Source organism: Streptomyces sp. NPDC060205, from assembly GCF_042728395.1.
Lineage (GTDB): Bacteria > Actinomycetota > Actinomycetes > Streptomycetales > Streptomycetaceae > Streptomyces.
In genome coordinates, this window is sequence record NZ_JBHWZP010000101.1 from 1 (window position 1) to 20,440 (window position 20,440).

At 68.6% G+C, this 20,440-nt stretch carries 17 protein-coding genes; 1 reads left to right on the top strand and 16 read right to left on the bottom strand.

Annotated elements, in window-relative coordinates; all coding sequences use genetic code 11:
* The 3 genes from ACFWGJ_RS19485 to ACFWGJ_RS19495 all read right to left on the bottom strand — a co-directional run.
* The coding region (locus ACFWGJ_RS19485; protein ID WP_387325922.1) for an alpha/beta fold hydrolase at positions 1–675 on the bottom strand (675 nt) is incomplete at its 3' end.
* 334 nt (positions 676–1,009) lie between these two features.
* On the bottom strand, positions 1,010–1,789 hold the full coding sequence (locus tag ACFWGJ_RS19490) for an alpha/beta fold hydrolase (RefSeq protein ID WP_387325925.1): 780 nt from the start codon (positions 1,787–1,789) through the stop codon (positions 1,010–1,012).
* Between the two features lie 141 nt (positions 1,790–1,930).
* Positions 1,931–2,809 (bottom strand): helix-turn-helix domain-containing protein, encoded by an 879-nt coding sequence (locus ACFWGJ_RS19495; protein WP_387325926.1) that lies wholly within the window; start codon positions 2,807–2,809, stop codon positions 1,931–1,933.
* A 121-nt stretch (positions 2,810–2,930) separates the two neighbouring features.
* Between ACFWGJ_RS19495 and ACFWGJ_RS19500 the strand changes: the two genes are divergently transcribed.
* The gene (locus ACFWGJ_RS19500; RefSeq protein WP_387325928.1) at positions 2,931–3,554 is read left to right on the top strand and encodes a TetR/AcrR family transcriptional regulator; all 624 of its coding nucleotides are present in this window, start codon (positions 2,931–2,933) and stop codon (positions 3,552–3,554) included.
* A gap of 158 nt (positions 3,555–3,712) precedes the next feature.
* Here ACFWGJ_RS19500 and ACFWGJ_RS19505 read toward each other — a convergent pair whose 3' ends face one another.
* The 13 genes from ACFWGJ_RS19505 to ACFWGJ_RS19565 all read right to left on the bottom strand — a co-directional run bounded on the left by ACFWGJ_RS19505 (position 3,713) and on the right by ACFWGJ_RS19565 (position 20,430).
* A complete protein-coding gene (locus ACFWGJ_RS19505; RefSeq protein ID WP_387325930.1) occupies positions 3,713–4,477 on the bottom strand; it encodes a 3-hydroxybutyrate dehydrogenase in 765 nt (254 codons plus the stop codon).
* Entirely contained in the window at positions 4,474–5,343 is an 870-nt protein-coding gene (locus tag ACFWGJ_RS19510; protein WP_387325932.1) for a VOC family protein, read from the bottom strand. Before ACFWGJ_RS19510 ends, ACFWGJ_RS19505 begins: the two co-directional genes overlap by 4 nt.
* A 4-nt stretch (positions 5,344–5,347) precedes the next feature.
* Positions 5,348–6,154 carry an alpha/beta fold hydrolase gene (locus ACFWGJ_RS19515; RefSeq protein WP_387325980.1) on the bottom strand — a complete coding sequence of 269 codons (807 nt, stop codon included), beginning with the start codon at positions 6,152–6,154 and terminating at the stop codon, positions 5,348–5,350.
* Between the two features lie 55 nt (positions 6,155–6,209).
* Positions 6,210–7,649 carry an aldehyde dehydrogenase gene (locus ACFWGJ_RS19520; RefSeq protein ID WP_387325935.1) on the bottom strand — a complete coding sequence of 480 codons (1,440 nt, stop codon included), beginning with the start codon at positions 7,647–7,649 and terminating at the stop codon, positions 6,210–6,212.
* 25 nt (positions 7,650–7,674) lie between these two features.
* Complete coding sequence (locus ACFWGJ_RS19525) at positions 7,675–10,002, bottom strand: hydantoinase B/oxoprolinase family protein (RefSeq protein WP_387325937.1); 2,328 nt, start codon at positions 10,000–10,002, stop codon at positions 7,675–7,677.
* A 21-nt stretch (positions 10,003–10,023) separates the two neighbouring features.
* Positions 10,024–12,126, bottom strand: a complete 2,103-nt coding sequence (locus ACFWGJ_RS19530) for a hydantoinase/oxoprolinase family protein (RefSeq protein WP_387325940.1) — start codon at positions 12,124–12,126, stop codon at positions 10,024–10,026.
* A gap of 29 nt (positions 12,127–12,155) precedes the next feature.
* Entirely contained in the window at positions 12,156–13,787 is a 1,632-nt protein-coding gene (locus ACFWGJ_RS19535; protein WP_387325943.1) for an FAD-dependent monooxygenase, read from the bottom strand.
* A complete protein-coding gene (locus tag ACFWGJ_RS19540; RefSeq protein WP_387325945.1) occupies positions 13,784–14,572 on the bottom strand; it encodes an alpha/beta fold hydrolase in 789 nt (262 codons plus the stop codon). The genes ACFWGJ_RS19535 and ACFWGJ_RS19540 overlap by 4 nt, the downstream gene beginning before the upstream one ends.
* 123 nt (positions 14,573–14,695) lie before the next feature.
* Positions 14,696–16,048: an MFS transporter gene (locus tag ACFWGJ_RS19545; protein WP_387325948.1), complete on the bottom strand. Its 1,353-nt coding sequence runs from the start codon at positions 16,046–16,048 to the stop codon at positions 14,696–14,698.
* A gap of 223 nt (positions 16,049–16,271) precedes the next feature.
* Positions 16,272–17,072 (bottom strand): alpha/beta fold hydrolase, encoded by an 801-nt coding sequence (locus ACFWGJ_RS19550; protein ID WP_387325950.1) that lies wholly within the window; start codon positions 17,070–17,072, stop codon positions 16,272–16,274.
* 156 nt (positions 17,073–17,228) lie between these two features.
* Positions 17,229–17,453: a hypothetical protein gene (locus ACFWGJ_RS19555; RefSeq protein ID WP_387325953.1), complete on the bottom strand. Its 225-nt coding sequence runs from the start codon at positions 17,451–17,453 to the stop codon at positions 17,229–17,231.
* A gap of 223 nt (positions 17,454–17,676) precedes the next feature.
* On the bottom strand, positions 17,677–19,278 hold the full coding sequence (locus ACFWGJ_RS19560) for a GMC family oxidoreductase (protein WP_387325956.1): 1,602 nt from the start codon (positions 19,276–19,278) through the stop codon (positions 17,677–17,679).
* Positions 19,279–19,452: 174 nt separating this feature from the next.
* Positions 19,453–20,430, bottom strand: coding sequence for an alpha/beta fold hydrolase (locus tag ACFWGJ_RS19565; RefSeq protein ID WP_387325959.1), 978 nt, complete (start codon positions 20,428–20,430; stop codon positions 19,453–19,455).
* Positions 20,431–20,440 lie beyond the last annotated feature (10 nt).

Sequence of the window (20,440 nt, forward strand, 5' to 3'; positions counted from 1 at the left end):
GTCCTGCTTGGCGATCAGGAACCACGAGGGGATGGTCTTCCACGCGGCCGCTGTGGCGGGCTGGTTGAGCGCCGCTATGTCGATCGGCTCCTGCGTGTCCGCCATGTCGGCCGCCAGGGTCGGATCGACGTCCGCGGCGAACGTCTCGCGGAACTTGGCCGGGTCGATGTAGGCGTCGCTGCCCCGGGTTCCGTCCGGCTTGGTGAACGCCACCTGCTGCAACGGCAGGGGCGGCGCGGGGTTGTCGACCTGGTGGGCCTTCAGGTCGGCCAGGGACTCGCCGACGTCCGGCACCGAGGCCGCCACGTAGACGAGGGCCTTGACGTCCGGGTCGCCCGCGGCCGCCTGGGTGATGACTGCCCCGCCGTACGAGTGGCCGGCCAGGATGATCGGTCCCTTGATGCTGTTGAGGAAGTCCCGGACGTAGGCGGCGTCGCTGGGGAGACCACGCAGCGGGTTGCTCGCGGCACGGACCGGATAGCCGTCCTTGCGCAGGCGGTCCATCGCGCCGTACCACCCGGAGGAGTCCGCGAACGCTCCGTGCACGAAGACGACTGTCGGCTTGGGCTTGTCGTCGTGATGCACAGCGGCGCCGGCAACCGGGATGGAAACGGCCGCCACGGCGGTGAGGGCGGCAGCGACGAACGCTGATCGCCGAAGGACAGACAGAGTCACAGGAACCTCATTCATAGAGATACAGAACGATCTTTCTACCTAGCAGCATGCCATGGGTGTAACGGGTCTTGCAAGGCAGAACGTTCTTTCTCCGACAAAAGAACCTGTGACATAGCCGACTTGAGGGCCAGGCCATCTCCCGCGCGGTCGGCACGGAAGGCGAACGCTCGCTGGCCGTGGCTGCCCCGCGCGGCCGTGTGACAGACCACCAGCGTCGGCACCCGCAGTTGACGAAGTGCGTCCGCGCACGTAGCGGATCACGTACCGCCCGCGGTCCGCCCGCGCCCGTGCGCCTTTCCCGGTGAACCCGCCACGGCCGCCCGGGCGCGCGCGGCTAGGTCCGGGCAGGCAGGCGGCCCATGAAGTCGAGCAGCAAGGCGCAGAAGGCTGCGGGCTGTTCGAAGGGAGCGAGGTGCCCGGCGTCGGAAAGGACGGCGACCTCACCCGCCCCGAGGTCGTCGCTCAGGCCCGCTCCGCCCTCGAAGAAGTCGGGCATGTCGAGTTCGCCGACGCCGACCAGTGCCGGAAGACGCAGATCGCGCAGGGCACCCGTGCTGTTGCGCAGCGGGTCCGCCGCCGGTTTCGGTTCGCCGTACGCGATGCGCGCGACCAGTTGGCTACGCATCATGACGGCTGCCTGCTCGCGCACGGCGTCCGACGCTTTCGGCGAGGTCCAGGCCTCGACACCGGCCTGCACGGCGGCTTCTATGTCGCCGTGCTCCAACGCGGCGCGCTCCGTGTCCCATGCGGACTGCAGGCGTGACGACGGCGGCAGGTCGTGCGGACGGTAGCCGATGGACACCAATCCCCGCACACGACGGGGCTCTGTGGCGGCGATCTGGAGCGCCACCAACGCGCCGAGTGAGTTCCCGGCGAGGGTGAAACGGTCGACCGCGAGGTGGTCGAGTGTCTCCAGTACATCGGTCCAGGGAGCCACCTCGTTGCGCTGGGGCGCGGCGGCGTCCCCGTGGCCTGGAAGATCCACGGCGATGGCCCGGACGCCGGCTTCGGCGAGCACGGGAAGGTGTGCCCGCCACATCGTGCGGTCGGCAGGCCGGGCGTGCAGCAGCACGACCGTCTCGCCTCGGCCCGCTTCATCAAACGGAAGAATCACGGACGACGAGCTTTCTTCGAGGGGTGGATGGTGACGACTCCGGCAGTGTGGACCTGCGCGGCAACCGTGCATCGGGTCGGCTCACCCTGCCGCGGCCGTCGGTGTGGTCGTAGGTGCCCACACTGCCGGCAAGCGACGTGGTCATGATCGGGTGTCGCCTCCCTCCAGAGCTGTCACCTGGTCGGAGTCGCCGGAATCAGCAGTTGCGTGCTCGGCCAGGCGCCGCAGGAGGACCAGGCCGTCGTGGCTGGCGCTGCCGGGTTCGGCGCTGTAGACGGACAGGTGCTGCCCGGGTGCGCTGGCCACCGCGAACGTTTCGAAGTGCAGCCTCAGTTCCCCCACCCGCGGGTGTACGAAATGCTTCTCCTCGCGAGTCCGGGGACGCACCTCGTAACGAGCCCACAGGTTCGCGAACGCCGGGCTGTGCAGGGTCAGCTCTCCGACGACCCGCTCGATGTGTTCATCCGCGGGGAACTGCGAGGACGACGCCCGCAGGTTGCTCACCGCGAGCCGGGAAGCGGCGTCCCAGTCACCGTAGAAGGACCTGGCATACGGATCCAGGAAGATCATGCGCAGCAGGTTGTCGTACCGCGCGAACCCGCGGTAGAGCTCCTGCGCCATCGCGTTGGCGCCCAGGATGTCCTGTGCCGCGCCGACCAGGAAGGCCGGTACGTCCGTCATGCCGTCCATCAGTCGCGCCAGTTCCGGGGCGACGGTCAGCGACGTGGCCGACCTCGCTCCGAACACCGGCAGGCCCAGCCGGAACAGATGCGCGGCGGCGGCGTCATCCAGCCGCAGCGCGCCGGCGATCGCCCGCAGCACCTGATCGGACGGATGTCGTTCCCTGCCCTGCTCCAGCCGGATGTAGTAGTCCGTGCTCACACCCGCGAGCAGTGCCACCTCGTCGCGCCGGAGTCCTGGAACGCGCCGCGGACCGTAGTCGGGCAGAGCGACGTCCTGCGGCCGGACGAGTGCGCGTCGGGCACGCAGATAGTCTCCGAGCTTGTTCTCACTGTCCACGCTGACGACAGTAATGCGCGTCGGCATGCGGAGCGTGGGTGTGCTGCACCCACGCTTGTCGACCCGGCGTACTATAGTGGAAATGGAACGTTCTATCTCGTCGAGTTCTGTAGGGGAGCGCATGAGCCGGAGTACTGAAGGCGGCAGCGGCGTGGTGTCTGAGGCGCGTACCCGGCTGCTCAACACCGCGACCCGGATCTTCTACACCGAGGGCATCCATTCCGTCGGCATCGACCGGATCGTCGCGGAGGCGCAGGTGACCCGGGCCACGTTGTACCGGCACTTCGCGAGCAAGGAAGACCTCATCCTGGCCTACCTCGGTCAGGCCGACCAGGCCATACGGGGACAGGTCGCCGCCGCACAGGCCAGCAGCCCCTCACCGAACGATCAGGTCCGGGCGGTGGCCAAATCCATCACCGACGGTATCCAGTCGCCCGGCTTCCGCGGCTGTGCCTTCCTCAACGCGGCAGCCGAGTACTCCGACCCCGCCCATCCGATCCACCAGACCGTCCTGGCCCACCGGCAATGGTTCCTGACGACGGTCACCGACCTGCTGGCACAAACCAGTGAGACGACGGCCGAGGCCGCGGGGCGTCACTTCATCATGCTCCGCGACGGCGCCATGGCAGCCGGCTGCCTCTTCGACCCGAAGCTGATCTCCGACACCTTCCTCCACGGCGTCGAAGGCATCCTCAAAGCCCGCACCATCCCCGAACTCACCTCCCGCGCCACCGCCACACCGTGACCCCGACCGGCCAAAGCCCGAACCGACGGTTCGGGCTTTGCTATGTCCGGCAACGCCCCTCCCCTGCTGGCTCACCCGCTCAGCGGCGATGACGCTGAGCGAAGCGACGCAGTCGCGCCCCCGGACCCCGGCGCTGCAGAAGCAGGACGCCGTCGTTGTCAGGCCGCGCTCCACCCTCCGTCGAGGGTCAGCTCCGTGCCGGTGACGGACAGCGCCTCCGGTGAACAGAGGAAAGCCACCGCGCCGGCAACCTCCTCGGGCTCTATCAACCGCTTGAGCGCCGATCGCGCCAGCAGGACGTCGGAGACCACCTGATCGGTACTCAGTCCGTGCACCGCCGCCTGGTCCGCCAGTTGCTTCTCCACCAGTGGGGTTCGCACATATCCGGGACACACGCAGTTGCTGGTCACCCCCTTGGCCGCTCCCTCCAGGGCGATGACCTTCGACAACCCCACAAGACCGTGCTTGGCGCTGACGTACGCGCTTTTGTAAGGACTGGCCCGCAGCCCGTGGATGCTGGAGACGTGGACGATCCGGCCCCAGCCCCGCTCGTACATGCGGGGCAGGGCCGCACGGCTGAGCAGGAAGGGTGCCTCCAGCATCAGTCGCAGCATGAACGCGAACTGCTCGGGCTCGAATTCCTCGACGGGAGCGACGTGCTGGACTCCGGCGTTGTTCACCAGGATGTCCGCTTCCAGGGTCAGGTCCACCAGGTCCGCGGTCCGGCTCAGGTCGACGACCAGCGCCTCACCGCCGATCCGCTCAGCCGTCCGTGCCGCACCCCCGGCATCGATGTCACACACGACGACGTGCGCTCCGAGCCCCGCCAGCCGAGTCGCGACGGCCTCCCCTATCCCGCTCGCCGCGCCGGTGACGACGGCGCGGCGACCGGACAGGTCAGGGCCCCGGTGCGTGCCCGTCATGACGTCGGCGACGCGAAGGGATTGGCACTGGCGTGGTGGTGCCCCCAGACATCCGGGACACCGAAGTCGTGCGGCACCCAATCGTCCCCGACTTCGATGCCGCCGCAGCCGATCTCCAGGTGGAATCCGCTGGGGTTCCGCACGTAGAACGAGATCGCCTTGTCGTTCATGTGCTGGCCGAGACTGATGGAGACCGGCGCACCGTTGGTCTTGGCACGGTCGTAGGCCCGCCCCACGTCGTCGAGCGAGTCGTACTCGAACTCAAGGTGGTGGATCGACGGCGCCTCCGCGCGCGCGAGCGCGATGCTGTGGTGGGCCGTGTTGCAACGGAAGAAGTACAGACCGGGGGCGCGGTAGTCGGTCAGCTTGAACTCCAGCACGGACTCGTACAGTTCGCGGAGTTCGTCGAGCTTGGGACTGGCCAGTACGAAGTGGCCGAGGCCAGTGGCACCTGGGCTCGTGCCGTCCGGGCGCGCGACACTGGTGCGCGCCTTGGTCTCGCCGACCGCCAGCTCGACCCGGTATCCGACCGGATCGGTGAACCAGCGCAGCAGGGTCGCGCCGCGCAGCCGTGTCTCCTCCGGCGAGCCGTCCCTGACGGTGAAGCCCGCGTGGGTGAGCCTTTGGGTGAGTCGGTCGAGCTCGCTCGGAGTGTCGACGATCCAGCCCAGTTCCCGTGGACCGTCCTGCGTGGACGGGTGGAGAGCCACGCGGTACTTGAACACGTCGAGTTCGGCGAGGGCGACCTCGTCGGTGCCGAACTTCTCTGTGGTGACGCCGATGCCCAGCGTGTGTCCGAGCAGGCTGGTCCAGGCGTCCACGTCGGTGACGTTGAGCCCGACGTAACCCAGTTTGCGGATACCCACGGCCTCATCCCTCCACTGCGGCGGACGCTCCGCCTCGCAGGAACTCGCTGACGATGTGGTTGAACTCGTCTGCACGCTCGTACTGCACCCAGTGCCGGCAGTGCGGCAGAACGCGCAACTCCGCGTCGGGTACGCCCTCCAGGATCTTCGACGCCCAGGCCAGCGGGACGGTCTGGTCCTCCCGTCCCCAGACGAGCAGGGTGGGAGCGGCGACACGATGCAGGTCGGGAGTCAGATCGCCGAAGTTCGGGGGAATCGGCAGCTCGGGGTGCGCCCTCAGGCTCGACTCGTACCGCTCGTCGATGAGGGACTCGGTCGCCAGCGCCTCGTCGAACACCATCAGCCGGACGAACTCGGCCATGGCCTGCCGTGAGGGCTTCTCGTCCGCCATGTAGGCGAAGAGGTGCTCAAGCCCCTTGGGCCACGGTGGGGCATCGGCGGGCAGGACGCCTCCCGGAGCCATGAGCACCAGCCGCTCCACACGCTCGGGATGACGCATGGCCATGCGCATCGCGACGGCGCCACCGTAGGAGTTGCCCACCAGATGGGCACGTTCGATCCCGAGCGCCGTCATCGCGTCGCACACACGTTCCGCCGCATGGAAGATCAGCGGCTCGTCCGTCGTGGGCCTGGTGGAACGTCCCCAGCCGGGGAGGTCCACCACGATGTTGCGGTGGTCCTCGAAGGCTGCCAGGTTGCCGCCGAAGTTGCTCATGCCCGTGGCGCCCGGACCCGAGCCGTGCAGCCACACGATGGGACTGCCCGCACCGACGTCGGTGTAGGCCAGTCGCGTGTCTCCGACGTCCATCATGCTCGTCACGCCGATCCCACCTCTCTGTAACGCTCGCTATGTGACTCTGAACGGCTCACCGGTAGATCGACTTGACCTGCTGGTAGTTGCGCAATGCCTCAGGGCCGAATTCCCGGCCCAGTCCGCTGGCCTTGATCCCGCCGAACGGTGCCGCCGGGTCGACCGTGTAGTGGTTCAGGCCGACCGTTCCCGTCTGCATCCGGCGCGCGACGCGCATACCGCGCTCGTCGTCGTCCGTCCACACGGAACCGCCCAGCCCGTACTCCGAGTCGTTGGCGATGCGCACCGCGTCGTCCTCGTCGGTGTACGCGATGACGGACAGCACGGGGCCGAAAATCTCCTCGCGCGCGATGACCTGCGCGTTGTTCACGTCGGCGAACACGGTCGGTGTGACGAAGAAGCCCTTTTCGAAGTCGGGGCGGGAGCCGCCGACCACGAGCCGGGCGCCTTCCGTCCTGCCCTGCCTGATGAATCCCTCGACCCGGTCACGCTGGCGCGCGGTCGCCATGGGACCGATCTGCGTTGTGGGATCCAGCGGGCTTCCGACCGTCAGTCCGCCGACGAGGGACGACACGGCGTCCACGACCTCGTCGTACCGGCTCCGCGGCGCGAGTACGCGGGTGCTGGCGAAGCAGGCCTGGCCGTTCGCCAGCAGCGTCGCCTGGAAGAACGGTTCGGCGATCGCCGAATCGAGGTCGACGTCATCGAGGATGACGGCCGCCGACTTGCCGCCGAGCTCCAGCGTCACCGGACGCAGGAGGGTGCCGCACGCCGCGCCGATCTGGCGCCCCGCCCCGGTGGACCCGGTGAAGGCGACCTTGTCGACACCGGGATGCGAGACGAGGTACGCGCCGACTTCTCGGCCGGCCGGGACGACGTTGACGACGCCGGGCGGCAGTCCCGCTTCCTCGACGGCCTCCGCGAAGAGAACCGCGTCGAGCACGGTCTCCGGGGACGGCTTGAGCACGAAGGTGCATCCCGCGGCCAGGCCGGGCGCGTACTTCGTCGCGGACAGGAGCTGCGGAGCGTTCCAGGGGACGATGGCCGCGACCACGCCGAGCGGTTCACGGCGCACGTGGACGGGCGCGCCGAGCATGCCGTCGCGGACCTCTTCGCCCGTGTCGTCGCGGATGAGATCGGCGTAGTAGCGCAGCAGGACGGTCGGCAGGGCGCCCTCGACCTGCTCGGAGAGCGAGATCGTCATACCGTTCTGGGCGCTGACGATACGGGTGATGGCCTCGGCGCGTCGCTCCAGTGCCTCGGCGAGACGGTAGAGGGCGTCCGCCCGCCGTGCCGGTTCCCAGGCGGCCCAGCCGTCCGGATCGTCGAAGGCCTCGCGTGCGGCGGCCACGGCCGCGTCCATGTCCTTTTCGCTGCCGTTCGGGACACTGCCGAGGACGTCCTCGGTGCTCGCGTCGAGAACGGTGATCCTTTCCTCGGACGCGGGGGTCACCCACTTGCCCCCGATGAAGAGGCAATGGTGGTGCGGGTTCACGTTCTGTCTCCTTCTGCTGGTGCTCTCAGGCCCAGCGCCTGTAGTCGTCGTAGGGCAGCGGATGGTCGACGGGTACGACTCGGGAGCTGACCGTGGTCAGGCAGCCGGGACAGAACAGCTGGCGGAAGACGATGTCCGCGTCGACGTAGACCGACGGGTCGTGCCAGATGTGCGGACCGGCCTCGGCCGGTGCGCGGTCGCGGCGGGCCAGCCCCTCGATGAACACGCCGTCGGCCAGCGGTCCGATGTCGGTGGTGCAGTGGGCGCACACCACCGTGCCGGTGCCGTCGGACGACGTCCGGACCGCGAGGTTGTCGTCGAGCCGGCGCAGCCCACTCAGGTCCGGCGTGCCGATCGGTTCGAGCCGGGCGTCGGGCAGGCCGGCATCGGCGGCGCGGCGGTGGCGCAGCTTCGCGCGGATCTCGTCGGTGGCACGCACGTCCACTTCGCCGTCCTCGTGGAAGGCGACGCCGTAGATGTCTCGTGCGGCGTCCGCGGACACCCGTACCTGCAGCACGTCGTCACGGACGCCCTCGGCCGGGCGGAGCAGCGGGTCGCCGTAGCCGCCGCCCGCCTGCCAGTGCAGATACAGCGCGTCGTCCGGGCCGAGGTTCGACTCCCCTTCGCAGGGCAGCACCTCGATGTCACCGCCGAGCGCGTCCAGGTCGGCGGGGATCGCCGTCGCCCCGGCGAGCTGGGGCGCGCCGATACCGCGTACCACCAGGTCGAGTTGGGAGTTGCCGGGGTATCCCCCGGCCAGGCCGACGTTCTGGTTCGCGACCTTGCCCGTGCCGGAGATGACCAGGGACATCGTCCCGCTCTGGTCCGGATGCTGCACGTAGCAGACCGAGCCGCTCATTCCGCCCCGCTGCCGGCCCGGCCCGCCGGAGTCGGTCTGCTCCCGTCGCCACAGGGCGACCAAGGGGTACAGGTACTCCGTCATCTCGACGTCGGGTGCCCGCGCGGAAGGGATGATGAGCCGGCCGCCGGTGTCGACGCCGTCGTGGTGCACCTGGGCCCCGTAGCCGCCGGCCATGACGTCGAAGATGGGCGACACGAAACCCTTGCTGCCGCCTCCGCGGACGTCGACGCCGGACACCACGCACAGGTCGGTGGTGCCGTTGCAGATCGACTGCACGTCGCTGCGGTGGTCGGGTTCGGCGTCCAGCATCTTGGCGATGACCTCGGCGACCAGGTTGCCCGATCCCCACGCCGGGCCGAAGGGCCCCTTCCCGACGGCCGCCGGGAACGAGGCGTTGGTGATGGTGTCCTCGTCCGTGATGATCTCGAAGCAGCGCATCAGCCCGCCCGCCGCCCAGGGGATGGTCCCGGCCAGCAGGGGCAGCATGGTGAAGACGATCCCGGCCCGCAGCCCGGGGTAGGGGCAGTTGATGATGCCGGTCTGCTCGGCCGTTCCCCGGAAGTCGAAGACCAGCCGGTCGGCCTCCTTGGTCATCGCGACCTTGATGGCGTGCAGGTCCCGGTCCCCGGTCTGCGACTGTTCCTGGTAGCCGATCGCGGTCCAGGTTCCGTCGGGCAGGGTTTCCAGCTTGGCCCTCAGCCGGCGTTCGGCGTCGTCCATCATGCGGCGCATCACGGCCTTGACGGTGTCGGCACCGTACTTGGCGATGAGCCGGAGGATCTGCTCCGCCGCGTTCTTGTTGGCGGCGATCTTGGCACGCAGGTCGAGGCCCACCATGTGGGGAAGGCGTGACCTGCGGACCCAGGCGTCGGCGACATCGCGCTGCAGCACTCCGCCCCGGACCACCTTGATCGGCGGTGTGGGAACGGCCTCTCCGAACACGTCCTGCGCGGACGGGCTGAAGGATCCCGGCCGCGGCCCTCCCAGGTCGACCTGGTGGGCGATGGCAGACGTCCAGCCGAACAGCTTGCCCTCGTGGAAGATCGGGGCCAGGACGGCGGCGTCGTTCTGGTGGAGCCCGCCGCCGATCCACGGGTCGTTGCAGAGGAACATGTCGCCCTCTTCGATGCCCGGGTTGTCACTGCGGTTGCGCAGCGTCCAGACGATGGCCAGGTCCATGGATCCGATGAGGCCCACGTTGTAGGCGCCGACCTGGACCTGCTCGCCGAGTTCGTCACAGATGGAGAAGTTGAAGTCGTTGGACTCGGTGACGACATGGGAGCCCGACATCCGCCGCAGTGTCTCCCCCATCTCCTGGGTGATGGCCCACAGGCGGTGCCGGACGACTTCGTAGGTCAGGGCGTTGACCTGGTCGGCCTGTTCGCCGTCGATCTGGTGCAGAGGCAGGGTGGGAGAGATCTGCCGCAGCAGTTCCTCGCGCGGAAGGGGGCGGCTGGTGAACTCGTCCGCCCCGGGGATCTTCGATGGCATGAGAGCTGTCCTTACTGGTGACTACTGGTAACTCAGCACGAGGTTGCCGAGACGGTCGACACGGCCGGTCACGCCGGCGGGAACCACGACCACGGTGGTCGGTACGTCGACGATCGCCGGACCGGCGATCTCGTGCCCTGCGCGCAGCCGGGCGTAGTCGTAGACGGGGGTGGGCACGTATCCGGTCTGCGAGTCGAGGCAGACGTGCCGTTCCTCCCTCAGTGCCTCGGCGGGGTCGGAGCTGCTCGCCGGTGCGATGTCGGGCAGTACGACGGGGAAGTCGAGGCTTGCCTTGGCACGCGCGCGGTAGGTGATGGCCTGCACGCCGGCTTCGCGGTAGCCGGCGCCGCTGCCGTTGATGCGCTCGTACTGCTCCTCGAAGCGTTCCAGGATCTCGTCACCGGTGCGTTCGGTGAACCCGTTGTCGGGGATGGTGGTCGCGAGTTCGTTGACCTGCATCGAATAGCGCAGGTCGATCTCGCGCTGCATGATCACTTCCTGGAACTTCACCTTCTGCCGGTCGAGCGCGCGCTGCAGATCGGCTTCCAGCCGGGCGTAGTGGGATTCCAGGACCGTGTGGTCGACCGGGAAGGACGAGGGGTCGGAGAGTTCGGCACTCAGGACGATGTCCGAGGCCGCGAGCCCGTAGGCGGAGAAGGCCGAGGCGACGGGGCCGAGCGGCACGACGACCTCGCGTACGCCCAGGTCCTGGCAGTAACCGGCGCAGTGGGCGGGTCCGGCACCGCCGAAGGCGTAGGCCACGAAGTCACGGGGGTCGTAGCCCGCCTGTACGACGGACCGGCGCAGGAGGTCGCCCGCCTGCGCGTTCTGCACCTCGTGGATGGCGATGGCGGCCTCTTCGACGGTGAGGCCGAGCGGGTCGGCCACGTGCTCGCGGATCGCCTCGCGCGCCAGGTCCATCCGCAGCGGCTTCCTGCCGCCGAGCAGCCCGTGCGGGCTGAGGATGCCGAGGACCAGGTTCGCGTCGGTGTTGGTGGGGCGGGTTCCGCCGTTGCCGTAGCAGGCGGGACCGGGGACGGCCTCGGCGCTCTGCGGGCCCAGCCTCAGGTTGCCGCCGGCGTCCACGGAGGCGAGCGCCCCGCCGCCGGACCCGATCGTGTGCACGCGGATGGTCGCGGCGTTGATGGGGAACTGGTTGACGACGGAACCCGGCGCCATCACCGGCTCCCCGTCGACGATCAGCCCTGCCAGGAAGGTCGTCCCGCCGACATCGGTCGTGATGACATTGCGGTGACCCAGCTGCTCGGCCATGCGCATACCTCCGATGACACCACCGGACAGGACGGATCCGACCGTGGTGATGGCGTGCTCCGGTGCCCGGTCGGCCGTGATGGTGCCGCCCTCGCTCTGCATGACCAGCAGCGGGCCCTTGAGCCCGTGGTCCTCCAACTGCTTCTGCAGGGGGGTCAGGTACATGCGCAGCCGCGGCCCGATCTGCGCGTTCATGATCGTCGTGGAGGTCCGCGCGAACTCACGGATGCGCGGGCTCACCTCGGACGACAGGGTCACGTACATGTCCGGTGCGATCTCGTGGATCAGTTCGCGGATGCGCTGCTCGTGGGCAGCGTTCTTGAACGACCACAGCAGACAGACCGCGATCGCCTCGACGCCCTGGTCCACGAGGGATCGTGCGACATCGCGTACCTCATCCTCGTCGAGGGGGACCAGCACCTTTCCGGCGTGGTCGATGCGTTCGGTGACCTCAAGTGCCCGGTGCTTCGGGATCAGCGGCGCGGGTTTGCGCTGCCGCAGGGTGTCCTGGATCTCGTGGGCAGAACGTCCGAGCGTGCGCCCCTCGGCGTTCATGATGTAGATCGAGTCCCGGTGCCCCTTGGTGGCGATGAGCCCGACATCGGCCACCGTCCCCTGGACCAGAGCGTTGATGGACGCGGTCGTGCCATGGGCGATGTAGTCGGTCTGCGAGAGCAGTTCACCGATGTCGATGCCCAACTCCCCCGCGATCTCCTCGATCGCGCGCATGACACCGACTTCGCGGTGTGGCGGAGTCGTCGGTGTCTTGGCCGAGACGATCCGGCCGGCACCGTCCGAGGCGACGGCGTCGGTGAACGTGCCGCCCACGTCGATGCCCAGTGCGTATGACATGTGCCTTCTCCTGGTGATCCTGGTGATCTCTACTGCTGGTGGGCGGCGACCCGCCCGGTGGCTGTGTGCAGAAGCCGTTCGGGAACCGCGTCCGCGTCGCCCATCCAGGCGACGTGCTGGTCCGGACGTACGAGCAGAAGCGCCGTGGGATAGCGGTCGGACCAGTGCCCGGGAAGGTCGACGACGGTGAGGGGGATCGCCCGCTCACGCGCCGCGTCGGTCCAGGGCCGCACGTCGGCGCCGGGGTCGGTCCGCAGCAGGGTGAATTCGGGCCCGAGCAGGTCGAGCACCGACCGCCCGTCGTCGAGCCATGCGTGCGGGAGCCGAAAGCCGGGCTGTGCCCGTTCCTGGTAGGCGCCCATGGTGATCACTGCCTGGTCCTCCCCTCCGATCACCAGCGGCGAGTCGGCGTAGTGGTAACCGAAACTGAAGCCGTCGGGCGAGTACCGGTCGGGTTCCGTGTCCGCGAGTCGGCCGGCGAACTCCGCACGCGCCCGCTCACCCTCCGGGCCCGGCAGATGGATGTCGGGTGAGAAGTCCGCGAACGAACTGCGTGCCGCCGACCCCACCGCGCCGGCGAACTGCTCACCCACCGGCTTGCGCTCCAGCTCGTACGCGTCCAGCAGGTCAGGAGGCGCCCAGCCGTGATGGACCGCGGCCAGCATCCAGCCCAGCGTTGCCGCGTCCTGGATGCCCGCGTTCATCCCGAACCCGCCGACGGGGATCCAGATGTGGGCGGCGTCGCCGGCCAGGAAGACACGCCCCGTGCCGTACTTCTGGGCGACGAGGCGGCGACCGGTCCAGCGGACCACTCCCAGCACGTCGTGCTCGACGGGTGCCCCCACCGACTCCCGAAGGAGCTGTTCGGGATCCTCCTGGCCGGTGTCGTGGTCCGGCGGGAAAGCGACGTGGTTGAGCCACAGGTCGCCCCCGTCGATGGCGATCAGCGAAGCGATCCGGCGCCCGTAGGTCCAGTACGTCCACGCGCGGTCCCGTGCGGCCAGTCGTCCGAGTTCGGGAGAGCGGACGAAGGTCGAGACGAAGTTCTGGAGGGCGTCGACGCCCTCGTAGCGAATGCCGAGTTGGCGGCGGACCGTGCTGTGGGCCCCGTCGCAGCCCACCACGTAGGCGCAGCGAAGCGTCCGGGTGGTGCCGCCGGAGTCCACGGCCGCCTCGACGTGATCCTCGTGCTGCCGCAGTTCGACCAGGCGTGTTCCGCGCTCGATGGTCAGCCCGGGCAGGCTGCTCGCGTGCCGTTCCAGGGCGGGTTCCAGGTAGAGCTGCGAGACCCTGTGCTGCGGCTCGGGCGTGGGCCAGCTCTCCTTGCCGGCGCCGGCCAGCACGTCGCCCGCGGACGGCAGATCGATACGGAAGATCTCTTCGCCCACCAGCGTCGTCCGGTACTGGATGGATGTCGGATAGTCCTTGGGGAGACCGGCCTGCCGGATCTCGTCCGCGAGGCCCAGCCGTCGGAAGATCTCCATCGACCGCGCGGAGGTCGTGTTGCACCGGGGATTGACGGCTCGGTGTTCGGTCGCCTCCACGATGTGGCACGGCACGCCGCGGCGGGCGAGATCGATCGCGAGGGTGAGGCCCGCGGGCCCGGCCCCGACGATGAGGACAGCGGGCGAGTCCCCCTGGTGCAGGCTGTGTCGGTTCATGCGGTCAGGAACTCCCCTACCAGGGTGCAGAACTCGTCCGGTCGGTCGACGTGGATCCAGTGGCCGGCTCCCGGCACGACCTTGAGGCGTCCTGAGGGCAGGGCTTCGACAAGGCGTTCGGAGACGGCGACCGGTGAGACCCGGTCGAGCTCCCCGTGGAGGGCGAGGACCGGGGTGCGGATCGTGGTGAGGTCGACGGGGGGCGGCCCGTCGGCCGCCTCGGTGAACATGGAGCGGAAGGCTTCTTCGGCGCCGGGGCGCAGGGCCTGCTCCAGCCTCAGGAGGGAGAGGTCGTCGAGGTGGTCGCGGTGGGCTTCTTCGTCCGCCACCAGGCGGCTCAGGGTGGCGCGCATGGATTCCCTCGTCGGCCGGTCGTAGAAGGGGATGGCGCGGGGCAGCGGTCCGGTGCCCGCCCCGCCCATGAGGACCGCGCGGTCGACCCGTTCGGGCGCCTCGGCCATGAGGGCCAGTGCCGCGGCTCCGCCGGCGGCCGAGTTGCCGAGGACATGGACCCGTTCCAGTTGGTGGTCGTCGAGTACCGAGAGGATCTGCCGGGCCCTTGCCCGTGCCCAGGCGTGCGGTCCCTGGATCCTGCCGTCGGCGGCCTCGCCGGCTGAGATGTGCGTACCGAAACCGAGCAGGTCGGGAGCGATGCAGGGGAACGCGGCCGAGAGCCTGGAACGGACCGTGGCCCAATTGCTCCGGGCGTCCACGCCCGGTCCGCCGCCGTGCAGCAGGATGAGTGCGGTGCCGGGTCCTGTTTCAACGTCCGCATTCGAATTCACATGCGCCTGCACATTCGGTGGGACAGCTTTCTTCGACATGGCCGACATCGACCGCCTCCTGTATTGCTCTTACGTTACGTCTCATTCGGTCGCCGACCTCCGTTCCGGGAAGGCCCTTTCTCTTCACGCCGTCACACCTTTGGGAACTTCGGGTGTGGTCGACGAGACTTCCGCTTTGCCGCGAATCCTGTCTGCGCGCAGAAGGAGAACGGTCGCGAACGCACCGACAAGGGCCGGTATCGCGAAGACACGGAACATGGAACCGGGAGCCCATCCGGCGTCCAGCAGGAACCCCGCGAGCAGGGGGGCGAGCACGGCACCGAGCCTGCTCACCGCGACAGCCATGCCGAGCGCCGTGGCCCGGGACCCGGCGGGATAAAGGGTCGGAATGATGACGTTGATGCCCGACACCGAGCCGTTGAGGAGAAACCCGACGAGCACGGCGACCACGAGTGCACCGCCCAGGGAGCCGAGCGTCATCGAGAAGAGTACGAGTGCGATTGCCGCGACGAAGAAGTAGGCGGCGGTCAGCCGTCGAGGCTCGAATCGGGACACCAATACCCCGAGCGACACCGCGCCGATCACTCCGCCCAGACTGAAGAGCACTCCGCCGTTGATCCCCTGCTGATTGGACATGCCGGCCTTCAGCAGCAGAGTGGGGGTCCACGAACTCGCGAAGTAGAAAGCCGTCATCGCCGCGGTGAAAGCGACCCATATCAGCACCGTGCGCAGGGCGTTGTGCCCACGGAACAAGGATGCGACCGCCGCCTTCCGCGACACCGTGTCCTTTTGGGGCAGTTCGTCGACCGGGGAATGGCCCATGGAGCCGAGGATCCGGTTGAGTCTGGTCATCGCGTCCCGGGGGCGGCACGCGATGAGGTAGTCCATGGACTCGGGGAGGAAGCGCAGGCCGAGTGCGAAGAGGGCTGCCGTGGCGACGCCTCCGAACACGAACACCGATCGCCAGCCGTACGGGTTGAGCAGAAAGCTCGTCGCGAGACCGGCCGCGACCGCGCCCAGACCGTAGCCCGTCGTGATCAGCGCGACGACCAGCCCTCTGCGTCTGTGGTTCGCGTATTCGGAGGCGAGCACGGGCAAGCTGGCCGCCATGACTCCCACGGCCGCACCGGTCACCAGCCGGCAGGCGAGGAGCTGGCCGAAGTTCTGGGAGAGAGCGGCGCCCAGCATGCCCACCGAGGCCATCGCCAGACCGGTGAGGGTCAGGCGGCGGCGACCGACACGGTCGGCGAGCGGGGCGAGGAAGAGCGCCCCGACCGCCATACCCGCCAGGCCACTGCTGAGCAGGACGCCTACCTGTGACGGGGACAGGCCCCATTCACGAGTGATCGCCGGACCGACGAACGAGGTTGCCAGGAGGTCGAACCCGTCGAGCAGATTCATTCCGAGGCACAACACGACTGCTTGGATCTGCACGCGGCTCATTGGCGCGTTTTTGACGTGCTCAAGAATGCTCATGGAAACCTCGCTTCGTTGCGACGCTTGATGAGGACTTGTCTGACGGTCCTCTGAGCTGGGCGAAAGCGTGCTGATGCGCGCACTTGTTTCATGACCTTCGCCTGTATGTAACGCTCACTCTACAGACGTCGGAGTGCGCTGGCTAGATTTCCGTCAGGCGTCCACCGCCCGACACCGTCCGACCACTCGCCAGGCGTCCGGGCGACGAGGCCGCGCCGCTTCGTCACCGGGTGCTGCGGGCAGCCTCCTCGATCACGTGCGTGACCGCGCCGGGACGGCTGATCATCACGGCGTGGGAGGCGTTGACTTCCTCGGTGTGCGAACCGGCTCGCTCGGACATGAAGCGCTGCACGCCGGGAGCGATCGCGTGATCCTGACGAGTGATCAGGCTCCAGGAGGGCACGGTGCGGAACGCCTCCTCCGCACTGGCGTCGGTGACGGCTTTGGTGTTGGCGGGCCGCTGGGCCGCCGCCAGGTCGGCGGCCGTGTCCCTGTCGACGTCGGCGGCGAAAGCTTCCCGGAAGTGATCCGGGTCGATGGACACATCCGTACCGTTCGGAACGGGAGTCGAGATCAGAGGGATGGGCGGTGAGGACTTCGCCGCCAGTTCACCCACCGTCTCCCCCTTCGCGGGGATGAATCCGGCGATGTAGACGAGAGCCTTCACATCGGGGTCGGAAGCGGCCGCGTTGGTGATCACGGCGCCACCGTAGGAGTGGCCGACCAGGACCACGGGGCCGTCGATCCTTGCCAGGTAGCTGGAAACGTAGGCCGAGTCGCCGGTGAGTCCCTGCAGGGGATTGGCGATGGCCCGCACGGGATAGCCGTCCTTGCGCAGCCTCTCCATGACGGGTGCCCAACTGGAGGAGTCCGCCCACGCTCCGTGCACGAGAACGACGGTCGGCTTCGGAGTGTCGTTGGACCGGCCACCGGTCGCCATCGCCGTACCCGGAGCCGTGACGGCACCCAGCAGGGCAAGCGTGCCGACCGCGAGGGCGACGCGACGTGAGATGCGGATTCGCATGATGTGTCCTTGAAGGAATAGGAGATCAGGGCAGGTCGGCGAGGCCTGTCAGCGGCGCTGCACCGAGCCGAACGGTCCACGCTTCGTTCGGGTGGGACACCGGCAACTGCATTGCGTACGACCGGAGTCATGTCACTCAATGGCGACCCGCAGCAGTCACTGGAACCGCAGCAGCCACCGCATCACGTCGTTCGGACTCGCCGGGTCGGCTTCGGTACCGGGGGCCGGCATCACGGTCAGCCTGTCGCCGGCCGCGAGCTTCACCACGGCCGCCGCGGGGGCAGGAGCAGGCTGAGGGGCGACAACCGGCAGGACGGCTGCGACGCCGGCCACGACGGCCAGGGCCGCACCCGAGAAGAGGATCTCGGGACGCAGAGTCATGAGGGACACACCCAACAAGCAGGGAGAACGTTCGGTCCCCTTGATTAAAGGGGACCGTCCTGCGCATTGTCAAGACCGAACGTTCTACCTGCCGCAGACGTCAGGTGGCAGACGTCAGAAGCAGTCAGACGCGCCTGCCCAGGCCGCCGCACCCGGCGGCCTGGGCAGGCGCGTCTGACTGCTCGATCTGCCTTGTGTATCTGCCTTATCTGCCTTATCTGCCTTATCTGCCTGGTGTGTTCGCGTTCCGAAGGATGTCGCCCGCGATCCAGCCGACCGCCATGCTCGGTGCCGTCGTGTCCCCGGTGGTGAGCGTCGGCATCACCGACGCGTCAGCGACTCGCAGTCGATGGGTCCCGCGCACCTGGAGTGCGTCGTCGACCACCCCGGCGGGCCCCAGGGCGCATGTTCCGACCTCGTGATTCCCCGTGAACCCCTGGTCGAGCACGTACCGCAGGATGTCCGCGGTGGCGACGACTCCTGGTCCGGGCAGCGTTTCGGTCGTGGCGGAGGCGAACGGTTCGGTGGCCAGAATCTCACGCACTCGGGCAAAGGCCGCGACGGTCAGTTCTCTGTCATGACCGGTGGAGAGGTAACCCGGCAGGAGCCGTGGCGGGTCGTCAAGGCTCGGCCCTGTGATGTGGATGGTCCCCGAGCTGGTGGGCGCATGCGGGTAGAAAGCCACGGTCGCGCCGTCCGTCCCGGCCGGCATTCCGTCGCGCGCCGCCACCGGGGTCGGTATGAACAGCAGAGTCATGTCCGGATCCGGCACCCCGCGGTCCGAACTCAGCGCTGCCACGACCCTGGTGCCACTGTCCAGCGGCTCACTGGATCGCCGTATCCGGTGCGTGAACGGTGACCACGGTCGCGCGGCCGATACCACCGGCTGTCGGTCACGACCTGACAGACCGTTCAGTCGGATCGCCATGACGGCTCCACGGCGCTGCCGCAGGTTGTCGCCGACCGCCGGATTCGCCGCCACAAGGTGCACACCGGCTGTGGTGAGCACCTCCGGATCCCCGACACCGCTGCGTTCGAGCAGCAGAGGGCTCCCCGTGGTTCCGGCACAGAGAACGACCTCACGGCGGGCAGTGAACCGGACCGTCCCTCGGGAGGTTTTCGCCTCGACACCGGTCGCGGTCGTGCCGTCGAAAAGGATCCGACGGACTTCGCAGTGTGTGCGGACACGGACATTCGACCGTCGGCCGTACTTGCCCAGCAACGCGCGGGGTGCGCTCGTGCGGGCGCCGTTCCAGGTCGACAGCGACGCATGGGCGACCTGCTCGTGACGTACGTTCAGGTCTTCGGCCGCCTCGATGCCGTGCCGCGACAAAGCGTCGATCCACCATGCGCTCGCCATGTCCGGCGGGCCCGGCGCCTCGTGTCTTTGCGGGCCTTCGGCGTCGCCCCCTCCGGTGACACCGACGACGTGTTTCTCGATGGCGGTGAAGGCCTGCTCGAAACGGGACCGGTTCCAGCCGACGGCGCCGGCTGCTTCCCACGACTCGTAGTCGGCCCCTCTCCCCCGGTCCCAGATCAGGCCGTGAGCCGTCGTCGAACCGTCCATGACCCGCCCCGAGCGCCGCTGTTCCATCCGTTCGGTTGCGAACGGCCGGTGGGCGTACTGCCTCATGTACTGCGGACCGCTGCTCGACGCCCGCACGAAGTCCGCGGCGCCCGAACGCCGTGGACTCAGGTCCAAACCGCCGCCGGCCTCGATGACCAGAACCCGGTTCTGCGGATTCGCGCCGAGCTGGTGGGCCAATGCCGATCCCGCGGGCCCGCCACCGACGATGATGTAGTCCACGACGTTCTTGGATGACACAACAGCTCCCTACGCGCTCGGGATCGAGGGTGCCGCAAGGAGACTTGCGGCCGCGTCCTTGGCAGTCACGTGCGGCACGACAGGTGCACACCTCGTGAGGTCCCGCCGTTCACCAGTTACGCCCGGCACGGCCACATGTCGTGACGTCGCGGTACGCGTCAGATCGGTATGTGGTCAGGACGCCCTGGACCTGAGCCGGTCGAGCTTGTGTCCCAGTCTTCCGACGCCGAGCGAGATGTGTCCGTGGCCGCCCTCGACATGGGCGTGGACGGTCGGCAACGTCCGGGTCAGCCACTGCCCGTGCGCGACCGGCACCATCTGATCGAGGGCACCGTGCCACAGCTCGACGGGAACGGTGATGTCGGCCGGGTCGAAACCCCACGGCGCTGTCAGGGCCCGCAGGTCGTCCAGCCAGCCGTCCGCCCCCGCAGCGAGCCCGTGGTCCATGTGCCTGGCGTTGTCCACACCGTAGGCGCCGGTGAGCTCGGCTGCGTCCACCTTGGGGAGCAGACTCGCCATTTGGGCCGCTAGCTCGGCAGGATCGCTGTCGCGGACGATCGCTGCCATCTGCGACACGATCGCGCGCTGGTCCTGCTCCGCGCGGGCCGCGCTTCCGAAAAGGACATGGTTCTGCACACCCATGCCGTCGACGAAGTCGAGTCCTTCGCCGTCGTACGGTGCGAACGAGGCGATCAACAGCACACCGGAGACCCGTGCGGAGTCGGCAACGGCGGAGGCCAGTGCGTACGGACCGCCCGCGGACCACCCCGTCACCCAGTACTCGTGGACGCCCAGGTGATCCATGAGGAGGCGGCACGTCTTTGCGGTGTCGGCGACCGTGCGCCCCGGGGACGCGGTCGACGCGCCATAGCCCGGGCGGGAGTAGGTCACGACGCGATACCCCTGGCCGGTTACCGAGTCGAGGACGGAGTCCATCGGCACCGCGGAACCCGGCATGCCGTGGTGGAAGAGAACGACCGGCCCGTTCTCCGGTCCTCGCACGGTGAACTCAAGGACACGGCCCTCCCCGAGGTGCAGCAACTCCATCTCTTTGCCCTCGCAGACGCTGTCACCGCCACTCACCGCTCGTCGCCCGGATGTGAGCCCTGCCGAGTCGTCGTCCTCGACCTGACCCGTGAGTTCCGGTTCCATGAGGTCACTC